13 protein-coding genes and 1 tRNA gene are annotated in these 15,751 nt (G+C 66.6%); 11 read left to right on the top strand and 3 right to left on the bottom strand.

Going from position 1 to position 15,751, the window contains the following annotated elements:
* Positions 1-44: 44 nt before the first annotated feature.
* Together RYL44_RS08535 and recR are read left to right on the top strand one after the other, a co-directional pair.
* Entirely contained in the window at positions 45-2,984 is a 2,940-nt protein-coding gene (locus RYL44_RS08535; RefSeq protein WP_314975706.1) for a DNA polymerase III subunit gamma and tau, read from the top strand.
* Position 2,985: 1 nt separating this feature from the next.
* A complete protein-coding gene (gene recR, locus RYL44_RS08530; RefSeq protein WP_314803839.1) occupies positions 2,986-3,579 on the top strand; it encodes a recombination mediator RecR in 594 nt (197 codons plus the stop codon).
* 395 nt (positions 3,580-3,974) lie between these two features.
* Here recR and RYL44_RS08525 read toward each other — a convergent pair whose 3' ends face one another.
* Positions 3,975-4,955, bottom strand: coding sequence for a hypothetical protein (locus RYL44_RS08525; protein WP_314975705.1), 981 nt, complete (start codon positions 4,953-4,955; stop codon positions 3,975-3,977).
* Between the two features lie 483 nt (positions 4,956-5,438).
* Between RYL44_RS08525 and RYL44_RS08520 the strand changes: the two genes are divergently transcribed.
* From RYL44_RS08520 to RYL44_RS08505, 4 genes are all read left to right on the top strand, one after another.
* A complete protein-coding gene (locus RYL44_RS08520; RefSeq protein ID WP_314975704.1) occupies positions 5,439-6,149 on the top strand; it encodes a response regulator transcription factor in 711 nt (236 codons plus the stop codon).
* Positions 6,146-7,747 (top strand): sensor histidine kinase, encoded by a 1,602-nt coding sequence (locus RYL44_RS08515; RefSeq protein WP_314975703.1) that lies wholly within the window; start codon positions 6,146-6,148, stop codon positions 7,745-7,747. The genes RYL44_RS08520 and RYL44_RS08515 overlap by 4 nt, the downstream gene beginning before the upstream one ends.
* A 271-nt stretch (positions 7,748-8,018) precedes the next feature.
* Positions 8,019-9,335: an aspartate kinase gene (locus RYL44_RS08510; protein ID WP_276738569.1), complete on the top strand. Its 1,317-nt coding sequence runs from the start codon at positions 8,019-8,021 to the stop codon at positions 9,333-9,335.
* Between the two features lie 145 nt (positions 9,336-9,480).
* Complete coding sequence (locus RYL44_RS08505) at positions 9,481-10,527, top strand: aspartate-semialdehyde dehydrogenase (protein WP_314975702.1); 1,047 nt, start codon at positions 9,481-9,483, stop codon at positions 10,525-10,527.
* A gap of 785 nt (positions 10,528-11,312) precedes the next feature.
* Here RYL44_RS08505 and RYL44_RS08500 read toward each other — a convergent pair.
* A tRNA-Gly gene (locus RYL44_RS08500) sits at positions 11,313-11,386 on the bottom strand.
* A 303-nt stretch (positions 11,387-11,689) separates the two neighbouring features.
* Between RYL44_RS08500 and RYL44_RS08495 the strand changes: the two genes are divergently transcribed.
* The 3 genes from RYL44_RS08495 (at position 11,690) to trxA (ending at position 13,391) form a co-directional block, all read left to right on the top strand.
* Positions 11,690-12,109, top strand: a complete 420-nt coding sequence (locus RYL44_RS08495; protein ID WP_314975701.1) for an NUDIX domain-containing protein — start codon at positions 11,690-11,692, stop codon at positions 12,107-12,109.
* A gap of 179 nt (positions 12,110-12,288) precedes the next feature.
* Complete coding sequence (locus RYL44_RS08490) at positions 12,289-12,927, top strand: TetR/AcrR family transcriptional regulator (RefSeq protein WP_073983607.1); 639 nt, start codon at positions 12,289-12,291, stop codon at positions 12,925-12,927.
* Between the two features lie 95 nt (positions 12,928-13,022).
* Positions 13,023-13,391: a thioredoxin gene (gene trxA, locus RYL44_RS08485; RefSeq protein WP_073983608.1), complete on the top strand. Its 369-nt coding sequence runs from the start codon at positions 13,023-13,025 to the stop codon at positions 13,389-13,391.
* Between the two features lie 209 nt (positions 13,392-13,600).
* Here trxA and RYL44_RS08480 read toward each other — a convergent pair whose 3' ends face one another.
* Entirely contained in the window at positions 13,601-14,248 is a 648-nt protein-coding gene (locus RYL44_RS08480) for a GNAT family N-acetyltransferase (protein ID WP_314975707.1), read from the bottom strand.
* 155 nt (positions 14,249-14,403) lie between these two features.
* Here RYL44_RS08480 and RYL44_RS08475 point away from each other — a divergent pair, with 155 nt between their 5' ends.
* Both RYL44_RS08475 and RYL44_RS08470 read left to right on the top strand, forming a co-directional pair.
* A complete protein-coding gene (locus tag RYL44_RS08475) occupies positions 14,404-15,501 on the top strand; it encodes an efflux RND transporter periplasmic adaptor subunit (protein ID WP_314975700.1) in 1,098 nt (365 codons plus the stop codon).
* A partial coding sequence (locus tag RYL44_RS08470) for an ATP-binding cassette domain-containing protein (protein ID WP_314975699.1) occupies positions 15,498-15,751 on the top strand: 254 nt, incomplete at its 3' end. The genes RYL44_RS08475 and RYL44_RS08470, both read left to right, overlap by 4 nt.

Raw genomic sequence — 15,751 nt, 5'->3', positions numbered from 1 at the left:
CGGCGTGGGACGCAGATGAGGGTGGGAGCAACTAGGCTTGGAGGGTGACCACAGCACTGTATCGCCGGTATCGCCCCGACACCTTCGACCAGGTGATCGGCCAGGAGCACGTGACGGAGCCGCTCAAGGCTGCGTTGCGCGCGAATCGCGTGACGCACGCGTACCTGTTCTCCGGGCCGCGCGGCTGTGGAAAGACCACGTCGGCGCGCATCCTCGCGCGCTGCCTGAACTGCGCGCAGGGCCCCACGGACACCCCGTGCGGTCAGTGCGAGTCCTGTCGCGAGCTGGCCACCGGCGGCCCGGGTTCGCTCGACGTCGTCGAGATTGACGCGGCCTCACACGGCGGCGTCGACGACGCACGCGACCTGCGCGAGCGCGCCACTTTCGCGCCCGTGCGTGACCGCTACAAGATCTTCATCATCGATGAGGCCCACATGGTCACGAACCAGGGCTTCAACGCGCTGCTCAAACTCGTCGAGGAACCGCCCGAGCACGTCAAGTTCGTCTTTGCGACCACCGAACCCGAGCGCGTCATCGGAACGATCCGCTCACGTACCCACCACTACCCATTCCGCCTGGTGCCCCCGGACGTGCTGGGACCCTATCTGACGACCCTGTGCGCCGAGGAACACGTCAATGTTGGCGACGGCGTGCTCACGCTCGTCATGCGCGCGGGCGGCGGTTCGGTGCGCGACACCCTGTCCGTGCTCGACCAGCTGATGGCCGGCGCGATCGACGGCAAGGTCACCTACCAGACGGCGGTGGCGCTGCTCGGGTACACGGACTCCGCGCTGCTCGACCAGAGCGTCGACGCCCTCGCGGGTGGCGACGGCGCAGCGGCCTTCCGCGTCGTCGAGCGCATGGTCGAGTCCGGCCACGACCCGCGCCGATTTGTCGAGGACTTCCTCCAGCGCCTGCGCGACCTCCTCATCATCGCGGTGGCCGGTGACGGCGCGCGCGACGTCCTGGCGGACACCCCGCACGACCAGTTCGAGCGCATGCAGCGCCAGGCGCAGAACTGGGGCCCGCACGGCCTATCCCGCGCCGCCGACCTGACCGACGAGGCCCTGCGCGCCATGACGGGCGCGACGTCGCCCCGCCTGCAGCTCGAACTCCTCGTCGGCCGCATCCTCGTGCCCACATCCGACGACATTTCCGCCCCCGTGCAGGGCACGGTCGGCATGACCGGTGGGGGAGCGCCGCGCCAGGCGTCCCCCGCGTCGTCGCCCGACGCCCCCACTGGTCGTTTCGGTGCCCGCGAGGCGCGCGAAGCTTTGGCTCGCAAGAAGCAGGAGCGCGCTGAAGCCTCGGCACGCTCCCAGCACGCACCCGATTCATCTCCTTTCCCCCAGGGCATGCCCGCGTGGGGAAACGGCCCTGATTGGTCGGCGAGCACGCCCACCCCGGAGCACGGTTCTGCCCCCGCGCAGGCCGAGCCGCGCCATCAGCGCCCCGAGGCCGCCGAACCGCAGCGCCCGGAGTCATCGCAGGGCCGAAGAACCGCGCAAACCGACCCGCGTCACGACGCCCAGCGCGCCCGCGAAACAGCACCTGCCCGTCCCCCCATGCCCGCGCAGGCCGAGCAGACCAAGCGCACTGAGACACCCGTCTCCCACGCCCCGGACGGGCGCGACGCCGACATGCTGCGTGGCCGCTGGAACGAGGTCGTGGAACGCTTGGCGTCGATCAGTCGCGTCACCTGGTCGATGGTCGGCGGCAACGCGCAGTTGGGTGCCGTCGACGGAACCCGCGTCGTCCTCCTGTTCCCCGTCGAACCCATGGTCAACGCCTTCGCGCGCGGGTCCCGCGCCGCGGACGTCGAAAAGGCCATCGAAGAGGTCACTGGTCTGACCGTCAGCGTGTCCGCCCAGGTGGGGCAGGCCTCGGGCGGGTCGGCGACGACGGGTCCCTCCGCGCAGGCGTCTCGCGTCGGCGGACAATCGCGCCAGCCCGGCGGGTGGGTCTCGGAGCCGCCCCCTTTTGACGAGGCCGCCGCGCAGGCGGCCCCCCACGACGAGCCCGCGCCCGAGCAAGACGGCTGGCCCGAGCCCGCGCCGGTCGCCCAGTCGGCGCCGGTAGAGCAGTCTGCCCGCGCGCCGCAGCCCGATCCGGAGGAAGACAATACCTGGCCCGAGCCTGCGGCCGTGACCCCCCTTCGCCGCGAGCAGGACAACGCGCCCGCAGCTCCGCGCCAGTGGGAGAACCCCGCCCGGCAGGAGGTACCCGCCCGGCAGGAGGCTCCCGTCCACCGCGACGGTCCCGTCCTTCCCGAGAGGGCGGCCCGAGCGCTCGCCGAGGCCCCGGCGCAGGAACAGCAGCGCCCCGCTGTTGACGCCCCCGCGGCGCCGCGCAAGCGATCCTTCACGGTTTTCACCTACCCGGGTGACCCGGAGCCCACCGACGCGCACGAGGAGACGGCGAACGGGGGAGGTACCCAGGCCTCGTCCCCCGTCTTTGACGATGCGCCCATCGAGCCCGCCTCGTACACGCCGTCGACCCCGACGGGATGGGGCGACCCGATCGTGATTCCAGGCGGCGCGTCCGTGAACTTTGACGACGGTGCCGACTCGTGGGCGCCCCCACAACAGGGCACGCCGGGCGCGGGCGGCGTGCCCGCGAGGGGTGTAGTGCCCGCACCCACAGGCCAAGCCGCGGCCTCGCAGCCCCCGGCATGGCTGGCAGTCGCACCACAACCCACGCGCTCGGCCACATCAGAGCCGCACAACCCGGGAGGCGCCGCCACGCCGACCCAAGGGGACCCCGGCGCGCCCGTCACCGGACGCGCAGCGGCGGAGGCCGCACTGCGTGAGAAGAAGCAACGTGAGCGGGCGGTAGCCGCACCCCGAACCCACGCGGCCGACGACGACAGCGCCAGCATCGACGACGACAACATCGACAACTCGCAGACGATCGGCCTGGCAGCGGTCCTGGAGATCCTCGGCGGACGCGTCATCGAAGAGAAGATGACCGAGGGAGGATACTGACATGTACGAAGGCGCTCTGGCCGACCTCATCGACCAGTTCGGACAGTTGCCGGGTATCGGCCCGAAGTCCGCGCAGCGCATGGCGATGCACGTCCTGGACGCGCAGCCCGACGAGGTCGCGCGCCTCGTCGACGCGATCAACGCCGTGCGTGGGCGCGTGCGTCACTGCGTCATCTGCGGCAACCTCACGGAAGAAGACGAATGCTCGATCTGCCGCGATGTGCGCCGCGACCCCAGCGCGATTTGCGTGGTCCAGGAGCCCAAGGACATTCAGGCGATCGAGGGCGCGCGCGTGTTCCGGGGGCGTTACCACGTGCTCGGCGGCGTCATCGACCCGATCCACGGGGTGGGGCCGGACCAGCTGAACATTGCTTCGCTCATGAGCCGCCTCGCGGATGGCACGGTCACTGAGGTCATCCTGGCGACCAACCCGAACGTTGAGGGCGAAGCGACGGCCGCGTACCTGGCGCGCATGCTCTCCACGATGGGGGTCGAGACCTCGCGCCTGGCCATGGGCCTGCCCATGGGCGGTGACCTGGAGTACGCGGACTCGGTGACGCTGGGGCGCGCGCTCGAGGGCCGCCGCCGCCTCTAGGCACCCTGGGTTGTGCGCAAGTTGCTGACAGTTTGTTGATGCGGCTGTTGTCCAGGCCGCTAGGTGTCGTTCGTATTCGATGGTGGATTTGCCGCCGAGGCTGGTGTGGATGCGGCGGCGGTTGTAGAAGTCTTCGATCCAGGTGGCGAGACGCCGCTCGCGCTCGAGTGTGACCCACCGGCCCACCACCGATTCGCCCAGCCCTAAATCCCGGGCCACAGACGCGATTCGTGGACCCTGTATCCAACACCAGACTCGCCACATCACGACGATACTCCGGTGTTAAACGACGACGAGTTCCCATAACAGGTGCTTCACTGGCCGCAGGCACTCGCGCCCACTTAACGAAGTGTCAACGACACAAGCCTAACCCCAGTTCGTGAGCCAACCATCAATCATTTATCCAGAGTGCACTCCAACGTCGGTTGTGCACCGTCGTAAGCGAAGTCGATGGTGCAGGTGAAGGTGTCGGAGGGCGTAGGAAGACTGTCGGCCGCCGGGTCGGTTGGTCCCGTTGGCACACTCAGCCAAAATGACGTGCCGCGCAGTGATCCAATGAGCAGTGTCTCGTTTGTAAGATCCAACGCTGCCGTACTGTATGCAAGGGCTCCGCAGCGTCCTTCCCTGGCTGGATCCGGTGTGCCGGTGCGGCAAGATGCTGCGAATGCTTCGCTTTCCTTCCGGATCCAGTCGGTAAGTTTGTCGCTGGGAATGATCGTGAAAGGTGGGACTGTTGTATGGGTACGCAGTTCTCCTGTACCGTCATTCAGGGGAATCTCGTATTGAATCGTCCAATAGTCCGGATTCCGGGGGACTGCCTCGATGCGGTAGCTGCCGGGGAAGAGGTAGTAGGAGCCCTGCGGGTCGCTGATCAAGATGTCGCCTACGCGAATGCTACGGAGACCGTCCGTATTGATATGGTCAATGGTTAACCCGGATGAAAAGAGGTCGATCTTCCACATGCCGAGCTGGCCGTTGCGTCTATCTAATCTCTCTACGCGAGAACTTGAAGGAAATTGGGTGGTGGTTCCATCATCAAATTGAATAGCTCCTTCGATCCATATATCCGTGCTCCTATTCGTAGGGTTTTGAGAGACTTCTCCTTGGAATGTGACGGAGCTGGGCGCGTGTGCGTGCGCAGCATCTGTGAGGAATGCCGACGAGGGTTGGCGTGTCGAATCGGCGAAGGGAACCGGGGAGTAGGCTAGGGCCTCGTCGTATTTCCCGTCTCTGACAAGGTCCATGTAGCGGTTCCATGCATCCATGGCGGTCAGGTCGGACAGGTACACGTAGTTCGACCAGTATCCCACCCCGGATGCGGTGGCCACGAGGCCCGCGCACAAGGCGGCGGCAACCCAGCGCTTGCTTCGCGGCACGTGCGTCTGTGAAATGCTTTTCGCGTCGGGTAATTTCCGTGAGAAATAGTGCATAGTAACTCTCCCAAACAGTGAACGTTGAACAATGCTCGTGCTACGAGGGATTGTCTCGTTGGTGAGATTAGACCAAATTTGGGGGGTGTCAATTTCCCGGCCTTGGTCCCAGGTCGGTGTGCGCATCGCTTGGTCGAGCAGGCCCTGGATGCGGCGGGTGAGCTCGCCGGACCTGGTCGGCTTTACGTCCCAGGGGCAGAGCCACGATGATCAGGTAGCGGGTGGTGCGCTCAACCAGGGTTGCGCCCACGTGATCCCCTTGTTGAGTATCTCTTCCGGGGCCATGAGTTCTCCTGTGAGCTGATGTGCCAACGCGGTACCCCTCTAGGCTAGCAGAAACCGAACACCCCCAGACGGCCTCGTGACCCTCGCGCGGTGACGCACGTGTGACACAATCGGAAGGGCAACGCCCCGACAGGTGAGGAGGCCATGATGACGACCCAAGCGAGCGGCGGCGCGCCCCGCGTGCTCGTCGTCGACGACGAGGCGATGCTAGCCGACCTGCTCTCGCAGGCCCTGCGCCACGAGGGCTGGGAGACGGATACGGCGACGGACGGGCTCGACGCGCTCGCGAAGGCATCGAGCATGCGCCCCGACGTCGTCATTCTCGACGTGCAGATGCCGCGCATGGACGGCCTCGAGACGCTGGAACGCCTGCGCGCCCGCGACCCCGAACTGCCCGTCCTCTTCCTCACCGCCCGCGACGCGGTCGCCGATCGCGTGCAGGGCCTGCGCGCCGGGGCGGACGACTACGTCACCAAACCCTTCGACCTGGACGAAGTCGCCGCCCGCGTCGAGGCACTCCTGCGCCGAGCGGGACGCACCCAGCAGGCGGCCTCGACCGTGCTCACGGTCGCTGATTTGACTCTCGACCTGAAGTCCCATGATGTGCGGCGCGGCAACGAAAATATTACGTTAACGAACACGGAGTTCGAATTGCTCCGGTATCTCATGGAAAACGTTGGAATCGTTTTATCTAAGCAGAAGATTCTCAACGCCGTGTGGAGCTACGATTTTGGCGGCCAGGTCAACGTCGTAGAACTGTACATCTCCTACCTGCGCAAGAAGATCGACGCCGACCGCCCCGCCCTCATCCGCACCGTGCGCGGCGCCGGCTACATCATGCGGGAACCCCAGTGACGCGCCGCCGCCCCTCCCTGGCCGGGCGCCTGTCCCGCGCGCTCGCCGCGTGCGTCGCCCTGGCCCTCGTCGTCATGGTGGCGGCCTCCACCCTGGTCATGCGCTCCTGGATGCTGGCCAACGTGGACTCCGAGCTGCATCGCCTCTCGCAGCGCGCAGGCGAACACCTGGACGTTGATGACGCGCCGGAGGACGGGGAGGACGAGGAGTACGGGGAGAGCGACGACGATGACGACGCCGCCCGCCCGCCCGCACAGCCCTCAGGGGCGCCGCGCCCCGGCGGGCCGGTCGTCCCCGGCGGTCCCACGGGGCCCGGGTTCGGTGGTTCCGGAATCGCGGAGGGTACCCTCCAGTACGTGAGCGAGGACGGGGAAGCTGTCGGCGCGGTCGTCTCGAACTTCTCGGTGACCTACCTGAACGGGTCGGCCCTGGCGATCCTGGCCGCAGTACCCGCCGACGGGCGCTCGCACACCGTGCGCCTTCAAGGGATGGGCGCGTTCCGCGTCACCGCCCGCGTGGTCGAGGACAAGACCGTCCTCGTCGGCGTGCAGTCGGACAGCGTCGACGACGTCGTCATCATGCTTGTCGCCGTCGAGGTGGGGGCATCCCTGGTCATCGCGCTCGCCGCGGGGGTGGTTGGCCGCGTGTGGGTGCGCCGCGAGCTGCGTCCCCTCAGCGTGGTGCGCGCGGCGGCCGCGGACATCGCGAGCCGCGACCTCGCCGATGAGTCGGCGAATCTGACGCGCGTCGGGGAGGATGCGACCGACGGCCCGGTGGAGGTCGCCGACGTCGCGGGTGCGCTCAACTCGATGATCGACGCGGTCGAAGACGGCATGGAGCGCCGCGCCCGCAGTGAGGCGAAGCTGCGCCAATTCGTCGCCGACGCCTCGCACGAGCTGCGCACGCCGCTTGCCTCCGTGCAGGGGTACGCGCAGCTCGCGCGCCGCGACATCGACGAGGCCTCCCGCACCCAGGCCCTCGAGCGCATCTCCTCGGAGGGGGCGCGCATGGCGTCCCTCGTGGAGGAGATGCTGACCCTGGCACGCCTGGACGGTAATCGCGCCCTGAAACAAGAGAAAATCAACGTTATCCCGCTGATACTGGACGCCCTGTCCGACGCGCACGTGGTCGCCCCCGACCACGCGTGGGAGCTCGGCGAGGCCGCGGACATTCCCGTCCTCGGCGACGAGGCTGCCCTGCGTCAGATCCTCACGAACCTCCTCGCCAACGCCCGCGTGCACACGCCCGCGGGAACCCGCGTCGTCGTCTCGCTGACCCGGAGCGACGACGAGGCCGTGGCCGATTGCGTGCGCGCCCGCGGCTGCGCGAAGGGGCAGGGGAAAGCGGAGGGTGCCCCGGCCTCGTCGATGGTTGCGATCCGCGTCGCTGACGACGGGCCCGGCATCCCGCCGGCGATTCGCGATCGCGTGTTTGACCGTTTCGTGCGGGGCGACTCCTCGCGAACGCGCGACGGGCATGGGTCCTCGGGACTGGGCATGTCGATCGTCGAGTCGCTGGCTCGCGCGATGGGCGGGTCGGTGCGGCTAGTTGACAGTGAGAAGGGGACTGTTATCGAGGTGATGCTGCCGGCGGCGTGAGGCGAGCGTGGGCAGGCCGACGGTGCCGGACGCGCCCCGGTCGCCGGCGCCCGACGAGCGCGCGGCGGGGCGTGAGCGGACCCCCTGGCCCGCCCCGGCCTCGCGCGTTGTGTGGGCCTGCTCGCAGTCGAGCGTTCAATGTCACCCCAGATCAGCCGTTCATATACCGGAAGTTCCCAGCGTGATCGCGCCAGCGCCGTAGGATTGACACAGTGGCGTATGTTGCCCGAATGCGTGCAGACCAGCATGTACAGAAAGAAATGAGGGTCCAGTGGCACTGATCGTGCAAAAATACGGCGGTTCTTCCGTGGCCGACACCGAGGCCATGAAGCGCGTCGCCCAGCGCATCGTGGACACGCACAACGCGGGACATCGCGTCGTCGTCGTCGTATCAGCGATGGGCGACACGACTGACGACCTCCTCGACTCGGCGGCCGCCCTCACCGACAACCCGCCCGAACGCGAAATGGACATCCTCCTGTCCGCGGGCGAACGCATCTCCATGGCCCTGCTGGCCATGGCCGTCAACGAACTCGGCGTCGAAGCCCGCGCGTACACGGGGGCCCAAGCCGGCATCAAGACCGACAATCACTTTGGTGCCGCCCAAATCATCGGCATGGTCCCCGAGCGCGTCGCCCGCGCCGTCAAGGATGGCCAGGTCGCCATCGTCGCCGGATTCCAGGGCATCTCCAAAGACGACGACGTGACGACGCTGGGTCGCGGCGGCTCCGACACGACCGCCGTCGCCCTGGCTGCCGCCCTCCACGCCGACGTGTGCGAAATCTACACGGACGTCGACGGCCTCTTCTCCGCCGACCCGCGCATCGTCCCTAAGGCCCATCGCCTGCGCACCCTCACCCAGGAAGAGACACTGGAAATGGCCGCGCACGGCGCCAAGATCCTCCACCTGCGGGCCGTCGAATTCGCCCGCCGCTACGGGGTTCCCCTGCACGTGCGCTCCTCGTTCTCCGAAAAGAACGGCACCTGGATCTCTGACTCCCCCGCAAACCCCGAACTCAAGGGCCTCGTGCCCGACGCCGCCTTGAAGTCCCCAGAGGAAAACGCCATGGAAAAGCCCGTCATCTCCGGTATCGCTCACGACCGCTCCCAGGACAAGATCACCGTCACCGGCGTGCCGAACAGTCCCGGCGTCGCCGCCCGAGTCTTTGCTGTCGTCGCCGAGGTCGGTGCCAACATCGACATGATCGTCCAGAACCTGCCGATCTCTGACCCCACGAAGGCCAACATCACGTTCACCCTGCCCGACGGCGACGCGCAAAAAGCCCTCGACGCGCTGGAAGCACACCACGACGAGATCGGTTTCGACGAGCTGCGCTACAACCCCAACATCGGCAAGCTCAGCCTCGTCGGCGTCGGTATGCGCACCAACCCCGGTGTTTCCGCGCGCCTTTTCTCCGCCCTGTCTGACGCGGGCATCAACATCGACCTGATCTCCACCTCCGAGATCCGTATCTCCGTGGTCACTCGCCTCGACGACCTCGACCGCGCCGTGAAGGCCGTCCACACGGCCTTTGGCCTGGACGCCTCCGAAACCGAGGCCGTCGTCTACGGCGGCACCGGCCGCTGATCGTTCATCGACGAGGCCCGGGCTGCTTCCGCTGTTTCCGCGCGGTTTCGGCTTTCCCGGGTTTGGTGGCGGGCCTCGTTCCCATAGATTTCACCCAGCGTTCGCCCCGTCGTATGGGCGCGCGCATCAACACAAGGAGAAGACCATGAGTGGTTTTAATGTTGCCGTCGTCGGCGCCACCGGCCAGGTCGGCCGTGTCATGCGCACCTTGCTGGAGGAGCGGGGTTTCCCGGTTGAGACGATTCGTTTCTTCTCGTCCGCGCGCTCGGCGGGTTCGACCTTGCCGTGGAAGGGGCAGGACGTCGTCGTCGAGGATGTAGCGACGGCCGACTACTCGGGCATCGACATTGCTGTGTTCTCAGCGGGTGCCACGGCCTCGCGCGAGTACGCCCCCAAGTTCGCGGCTGTCGGCGCGGTCGTCGTCGACAACTCCTCCGCGTGGCGCAAGGACCTTCAGGTTCCGCTCGTCGTCTCCGAGGTCAACCCCGACGACGTCGACAACCGACCCAAGGGCATCATCGCGAACCCCAACTGCACGACCATGGCGGCCATGCCCGTCCTCAAGCCTCTCGTGGACGCTGCGGGTGGTCTGACGCGTCTCTTCGTGTCCTCCTACCAGGCCGTCTCCGGGTCGGGCCGCGCGGGCGTCGCCGAGCTGACCGGCCAGATCGAAGCCGGTGCTGCTCAAGACCTGGCAGCGCTGGCCCTGGATGGTCGCGCCGTCACCCTGCCCGAGCCCGGCGTGTATGTCGCCCCCATCGCCTTCGACGTCGTGCCGCTCGCCGGTTCCATCGTCGACGACGGCAGCGAGGAGACCGACGAGGAGCAGAAGCTGCGCAACGAGTCGCGCCGCATCCTGCACATCCCCGACCTGGCCGTGTCCGGCACGTGCGTGCGCGTCCCCGTCTACACGGGCCACACCCTGACCATTCACGCCGAGTTCGCCGGCGACATCACGCCCGACCAGGCGCGCGCCCTGCTGGCCGAGGCTCCCGGCGTGCGCGTCGTGGACGTGCCGACCCCGCTCGAGGCCGCCGGCCGCGACGAGGTCCTCGTGGGCCGCATCCGCCAGGACCAGGCCGTCGACGGCAAGCGCGGCCTCATCCTGGTTGTCTCTGGTGACAACCTGCGCAAGGGTGCCGCCCTGAACGCGGTCCAGGTCGCCGAGGTCGTGGCCGCTCGACTGCGCTGAGTGGCTGGCCGCTCGACTGCGCTGAGTGGCTGGCCGCTCGACGGTGTCGAGTACGAACTAGTTGCGTGAACGCGCGGAGGCCCTGGCGGGCTGCCGCGCGTTTGCGTTGCGTGGTTGCTTGTGGTGCTTGTTGCCTCGCTGGTGTTCCGGGCGCCGTCGGGCCGGGCCGCTGTGTGTGCTGGTGGGTGGCGGCCCGCCCGCGAGCCGTCCGCGCCACGAGCTTCGCTCGGCGCGTCGGCTCGAAGCCCGGCCAGGCCCCGCCGCCGCCCACCAGCACCGCGGCCAGGCCCGCCGGTCCCTCCGGTGCCCTCCACACCAGCGGGGCTAGGTCGCTGTGAATAGCCCTGCCAGGACCCGCCGGTCCCTCCGGCGCCCTCCACACCGGCGGCGCTGTGTCGCTGATGTGTGGCGCGTTGGCTCGAAATCCGGCCAGGCCCCGCCGCCGTCTCAGAAATTTCGCACGTAATTCCCCTGGGACTATTTCAGGATTTGAATTGTGATCGTTGGAATTGCAACGCTTTGAGGCTTTGTTGAAAGTTCAGGCAATCGAATTACGTGCGACTTTTGCCGGGGTGTAGCCGGTGGCTCTGTTGTGCCCTTGTGTGCGTGCGTCCTTGCCTGTGTGCGCGGATAGGTTGTTGCTTCACGGATAGGTTACGAGCATCCGGATAGCCTATTAACCTATCCACATCGTCATAACCTATCCGCATCCGCATCCGCATCCGCATCCGCATCTGCTTTCGCCGCGGAGGCATAACAAAACCGCCCGGCGCGCAGCCAGGCGGTGGAGCGGGCGACGGGAATCGAACCCGCCTCTGAAGCTTGGGAAGCTTCCATTCTACCGATGAACTACGCCCGCAATTCATCGTCCCGAAGGAATCGACTTGTCGATCATAGCGTCACGGTGGACGGGCACGCAACCGGCATCTCGCGCACAGCGGTGTGCTCGCGGCGCTGTGTGCTGTGCGATGGTGGTTGTCGTGCTGCTCTCGGTAACAAGGCTGCATCCGCCTATGCGCGCATGTCGCTCCGGCGCGGAAACGGCAGTGCTGCCAGCTCCTGCCTCAGCTCACGCCTCGTGGTCCGCTCCGAGATGGATCCGGTTCTGTTGCGCGTGCTGGCCGCGGATACACTGAGGATCGTTTGACTGATTGGAGGACCCATGCCTCGTCCCGTGGTGGCCGCAGCCATCGTCGATTCCCTGGAGCACCCAACCGTGCTGCTCGCGTGCTCGCGCGCCTACCCGCAGGAGTTGCGCGGTCAGTTCGAGCTGCCGGGCGGCAAGATCGAAGAGGGCGAGGATGCTGTGGCTGCCCTCGAACGTGAGATCGCGGAGGAACTTGGCACGCTCCTGCGGGTGGGGGAGCGCGTGTGTCCGGACGGCGGCATGTGGTGGCCGATCCTGGGTGGGCGCGTCATGGGCGTGTGGCTCGCGGAGGTGGCACCCGGTTCGCCGGCCCCGCGTGCGGGTGCCTCGCACCTTGAGGCCCGCTGGGTGCCGATCACTCAACTCGCGCCCCTGCAGTGGATTGTCGCGGACCTGCCCATCGTCGAGGCCGTGGTCGCGTGTTGTGAGCGCTGAGACTTCCATGGTCGCGCGGTTGAGTGTGGGGCGCGCGTGGTATGTGCGTGGTCGGGCACGTACGTGGTATCGAGCGGGACTTGAGCGTGGCCGACTGACGGACCTGCGCTGCGCTGGCGCAACGTGGGCGTGCGCGCATCATTTGACGACACATGGGGGCAAGATGTCAGAATGTGCCCATGCCGAAGATTATTGGCGAGTCACTCGCCTCTCACCGCGAGCTGACACGCACGCGCCTATTTGACGCCCTCGGTTCCCTGATGGCTGAGCAGCCCTTTGAGTCGATCACGATGAGTCAGATCGCGGAGCGCGCGGGCGTCGGTCGCACGGCGGTTTATAACCACTTCGCGGACAAGGAAGTGCTGCTGCTTGCGTATATGCGTCAGGTCACCGAAGAGTTCACGTCTGTTCTGAGTGAACGCCTGTCGACTGAACCTGACCCGTTGATGCGTTTGCGCCTCTACATTCGTTCGCACGTGCAGATGACCAGCCGGTACCACGTGAAAGCGGGTATGGGGTTGCGTCGGCAGATGTCGGATCGGGGCGCCTCGCATCTGCATGATCACGTGGGGATGGTTGGCGAGGTCCTCATTTCTATTCTCGACGACGCCATGGGTCGCGGGTTAATTGCGCAGCAGAATACGCTGGGCGCGGTTCACTTGATTCATGCGACGTTGGCGGGGCAGCGCCTCCCCGCGGATGGCCCGCATCGGGAGTCAGCGCTTTGTCTCGTGGAAACGTTTATTCTACGAGGCCTGGGCGCATCCGAGGAAGACGTGCGGCACGTCACTGAGGCTCCCCTTCCTTCTTGGGAATAGTGGGCGCCGCGCGTCCGTTGATTAAGACAGTTCAACAAGGGGTAGACTGCCCCGATCGACCGGTTGGCGAAAGAGCCGACCACGCAAGGAGAAACATGGCTACCGTTACGCTGACGCAGGAGAATTTCGAGCAGACCGTGTCCGCTGGCGACATCGTTCTGGTTGACTTCTGGGCGACTTGGTGCGGACCGTGCCGACAGTTTGGCCCTATTTTTGAAGAGGCATCCGAGAAGTTCACGGATGTTGTGTTCGGCAAGATCGACACGGACGATCAGCAGCAGCTGGCAATGGCCGCGCAGATCACGTCGATCCCGACGCTCATGGCCTTCCGTGATGGCATTGCGGTGTTCCGCCAGTCTGGCGCCCTGCCGTTGTCGGCGCTTGAGGATCTGATCAACCAGATTCGCAACCTGGACATGGACGATGTTCGTAAGAAGATCGCCGATGCCGACAAAGGCGAGTGATGACGTGAGGAGACTCAGTGACGGGCCCTGAGGTGTGAGCCTCGGGACCCGTTTCTGTGTGTTAGCGCCGAGTCTTTAGTGAGGGCGCCCGGCGTTCTTCGAAGCTCGTCAGGTTTCCCGCTCGCGGGGCTTGGCGGTCCGGGGTGATCGCCCACGCCGCGGGGTGGGCTGGCGCGTGGCTTGCCGGGCTCGGTGCTCGCTGGGTGCTCTTACGCCGGGCGTCCCCGCGCTGGTCGGCGGGTGATGAACTCGCGGTCCGCGTGGTCGCCGACCATGAAGAGGTATTCGCCGACGATGTCGAAACCGTGCCGCGCATAAAAGCGTTGCGCCCCATAGTTTTCGCTCCACACGCCGATCCAGACGGTGCGCGGTCCGTTGCGTTCGAGCCACTCCAGAGCCGTGCGCAGGAGTGTCGTGCCGTGTCCCTCACCCTGGTGGCCGCGCAGAACGTACAGGCGCTGGACTTCGCCGTCGTCGGGTGCGACGTCGGGGTGAGGTAGGTGCGCGGGACACGCGGTGACGTAGCCGATCAGAGGGTCCTGTAGAGACGAGGCGTGGGCTTCCTCCTCGGGAGGCGCGGAGTCCAGGCGCGTGCTGGGGGCATCGGCGGGGGAGGCGCCGGAGGTAACCCGATCGCGTCGCTCATCCTCGGCCTCGTCGCTGCTTTCCTCGAAGAGAAGCCAGGTTGCGTGTGCGGGGTCCGTCAGTTCGGTGTGTAGGACGGAGGGGGAGTAGGCCTGATCGAGGAAGAGCGCCAAGTCATGAGGCGCGTAAAGGTGACCGAAGGTCTGCGTGAAGCACTCGCGGGAGAGGACGGACAGCGCCTCGGCGTCCTCGGGTGTGGCGCGGCGGATCATGGGTTCCTTTCGGTCGGTCGTCTCAATCGTAGGCGGGTCAGGGGGCACGTGGCCGAGTGTCCCAGAAACCTGCCAGACGGCGAGTGCGAACCATTGCTCCGAACGTGAGGCGCATCTTACAATGAGGCGATCAACGCTCATCGAAGGAGACGAACGTGGCACACAAGACCCGCACCGCTCAGGTGCTTGACATTGTCAAAGTCATCGCGTGGGTTGTCATTGCGGTTTCCCTCGTGAAGTTCGCGTTCTTCCCAGCCTCGCAAGATAAGGAGACCGACGACGGCATAGACCCGGGCGGCAGCTTCGGGCAGATGACGATCAACGTGGGCCGCGCCGACATCACGAACACGGTGAAGCTGACGGGCACGATTCAAGCAGACGAGCCGGTGAACGCGCGTGCGACGCTTGACGGCGCAGTCGTGCGCGTCTATGTCAACGACGGCGACAAGGTCTCCAAGGGTGACGCGCTCCTCCAGATACGCAAGGAAATTCCCGGAGAAACGAAACAGGTCACCGACGAGGACGGCACTATCAGCGTGGAGACCGCTGACCCCACCTACAGGTACGAGACCGTCGTTGCCCCGGGAGATGGTACGGTGACGACCGGGGTCCTCGTGGGTCAACAGTTTGCGATCGGCGATACGGTCGCATCGGTGGCGCCCGCGTCCTTTTCTGCTGTGGCGCCGCTGAGCGCCGACCAGATGTACCGGCTCCAGGAGGCGCCGTCCACGGCGACCGTCACCATTAAGAACGGCCCCGCGCCCTTCGAGTGTACGGGCGTCACGCTCGTGACCCCCACCGGCAAGACTCAGGACCCGAAGAACCCCGGAAACGTCGGATCCTCCACGTCGGGGTCCACCGACCTGAAGGCGCGCTGTGCGATCCCCTCGGACCAGACGGTGTTCACCGGCCTGCAGGTGACCCTGGAGATGACGACGGGCTCCGCCACGAACGTGCTCGCCGTGCCGGTCTCCGCAGTCGAAGGCCGCTACCAGAGCGGCACCGTCTACCTGCCGACCTCCGACCCGGCCAACCCCGAGAAGCGTTCGGTCACCCTCGGCCTGACCGACGGAAAGATGGTCGAAATCAAGGAGGGACTGACGGAGGGCGAGGAAATACTCGAGTTCACCCCGGCCTCGACGACAGACAATCAGGATTCCACCGACCCATACGGCTCGGGCCCCGGAGACGGGATGGACAGCGCGACCACGGACGGGGCCGCTGACAAAACTGATGGGACGGGCGCCCGATGAGCCTCGTGCGCCTGCGGGGCGTAACCCGCACGGTCACCCTGCCCGACGGTGAAGACCTGCACATTCTGCGCGGCGTCAACCTGGACGTCGCGGCGGGCGAGCACGTGTCCATCGTGGGCAGGTCGGGCACGGGCAAGTCAACGATGCTCAACATCGTCGGCCTGCTGGATGCCCCCACGTCGGGCAGCTACGAGCTGGACGGCGTGGACACGACGCGCCTGGGCGAGGGGCGTCGCGCTCGCATGCGCGG

It is taken from the genome of Actinomyces bouchesdurhonensis, from assembly GCF_963540955.1.
Taxonomy (GTDB): domain Bacteria; phylum Actinomycetota; class Actinomycetes; order Actinomycetales; family Actinomycetaceae; genus Pauljensenia; species Pauljensenia bouchesdurhonensis.
Note: the sequence above shows the minus strand (reverse complement) of the source record. Positions and strands in the feature narration are given on the sequence as shown.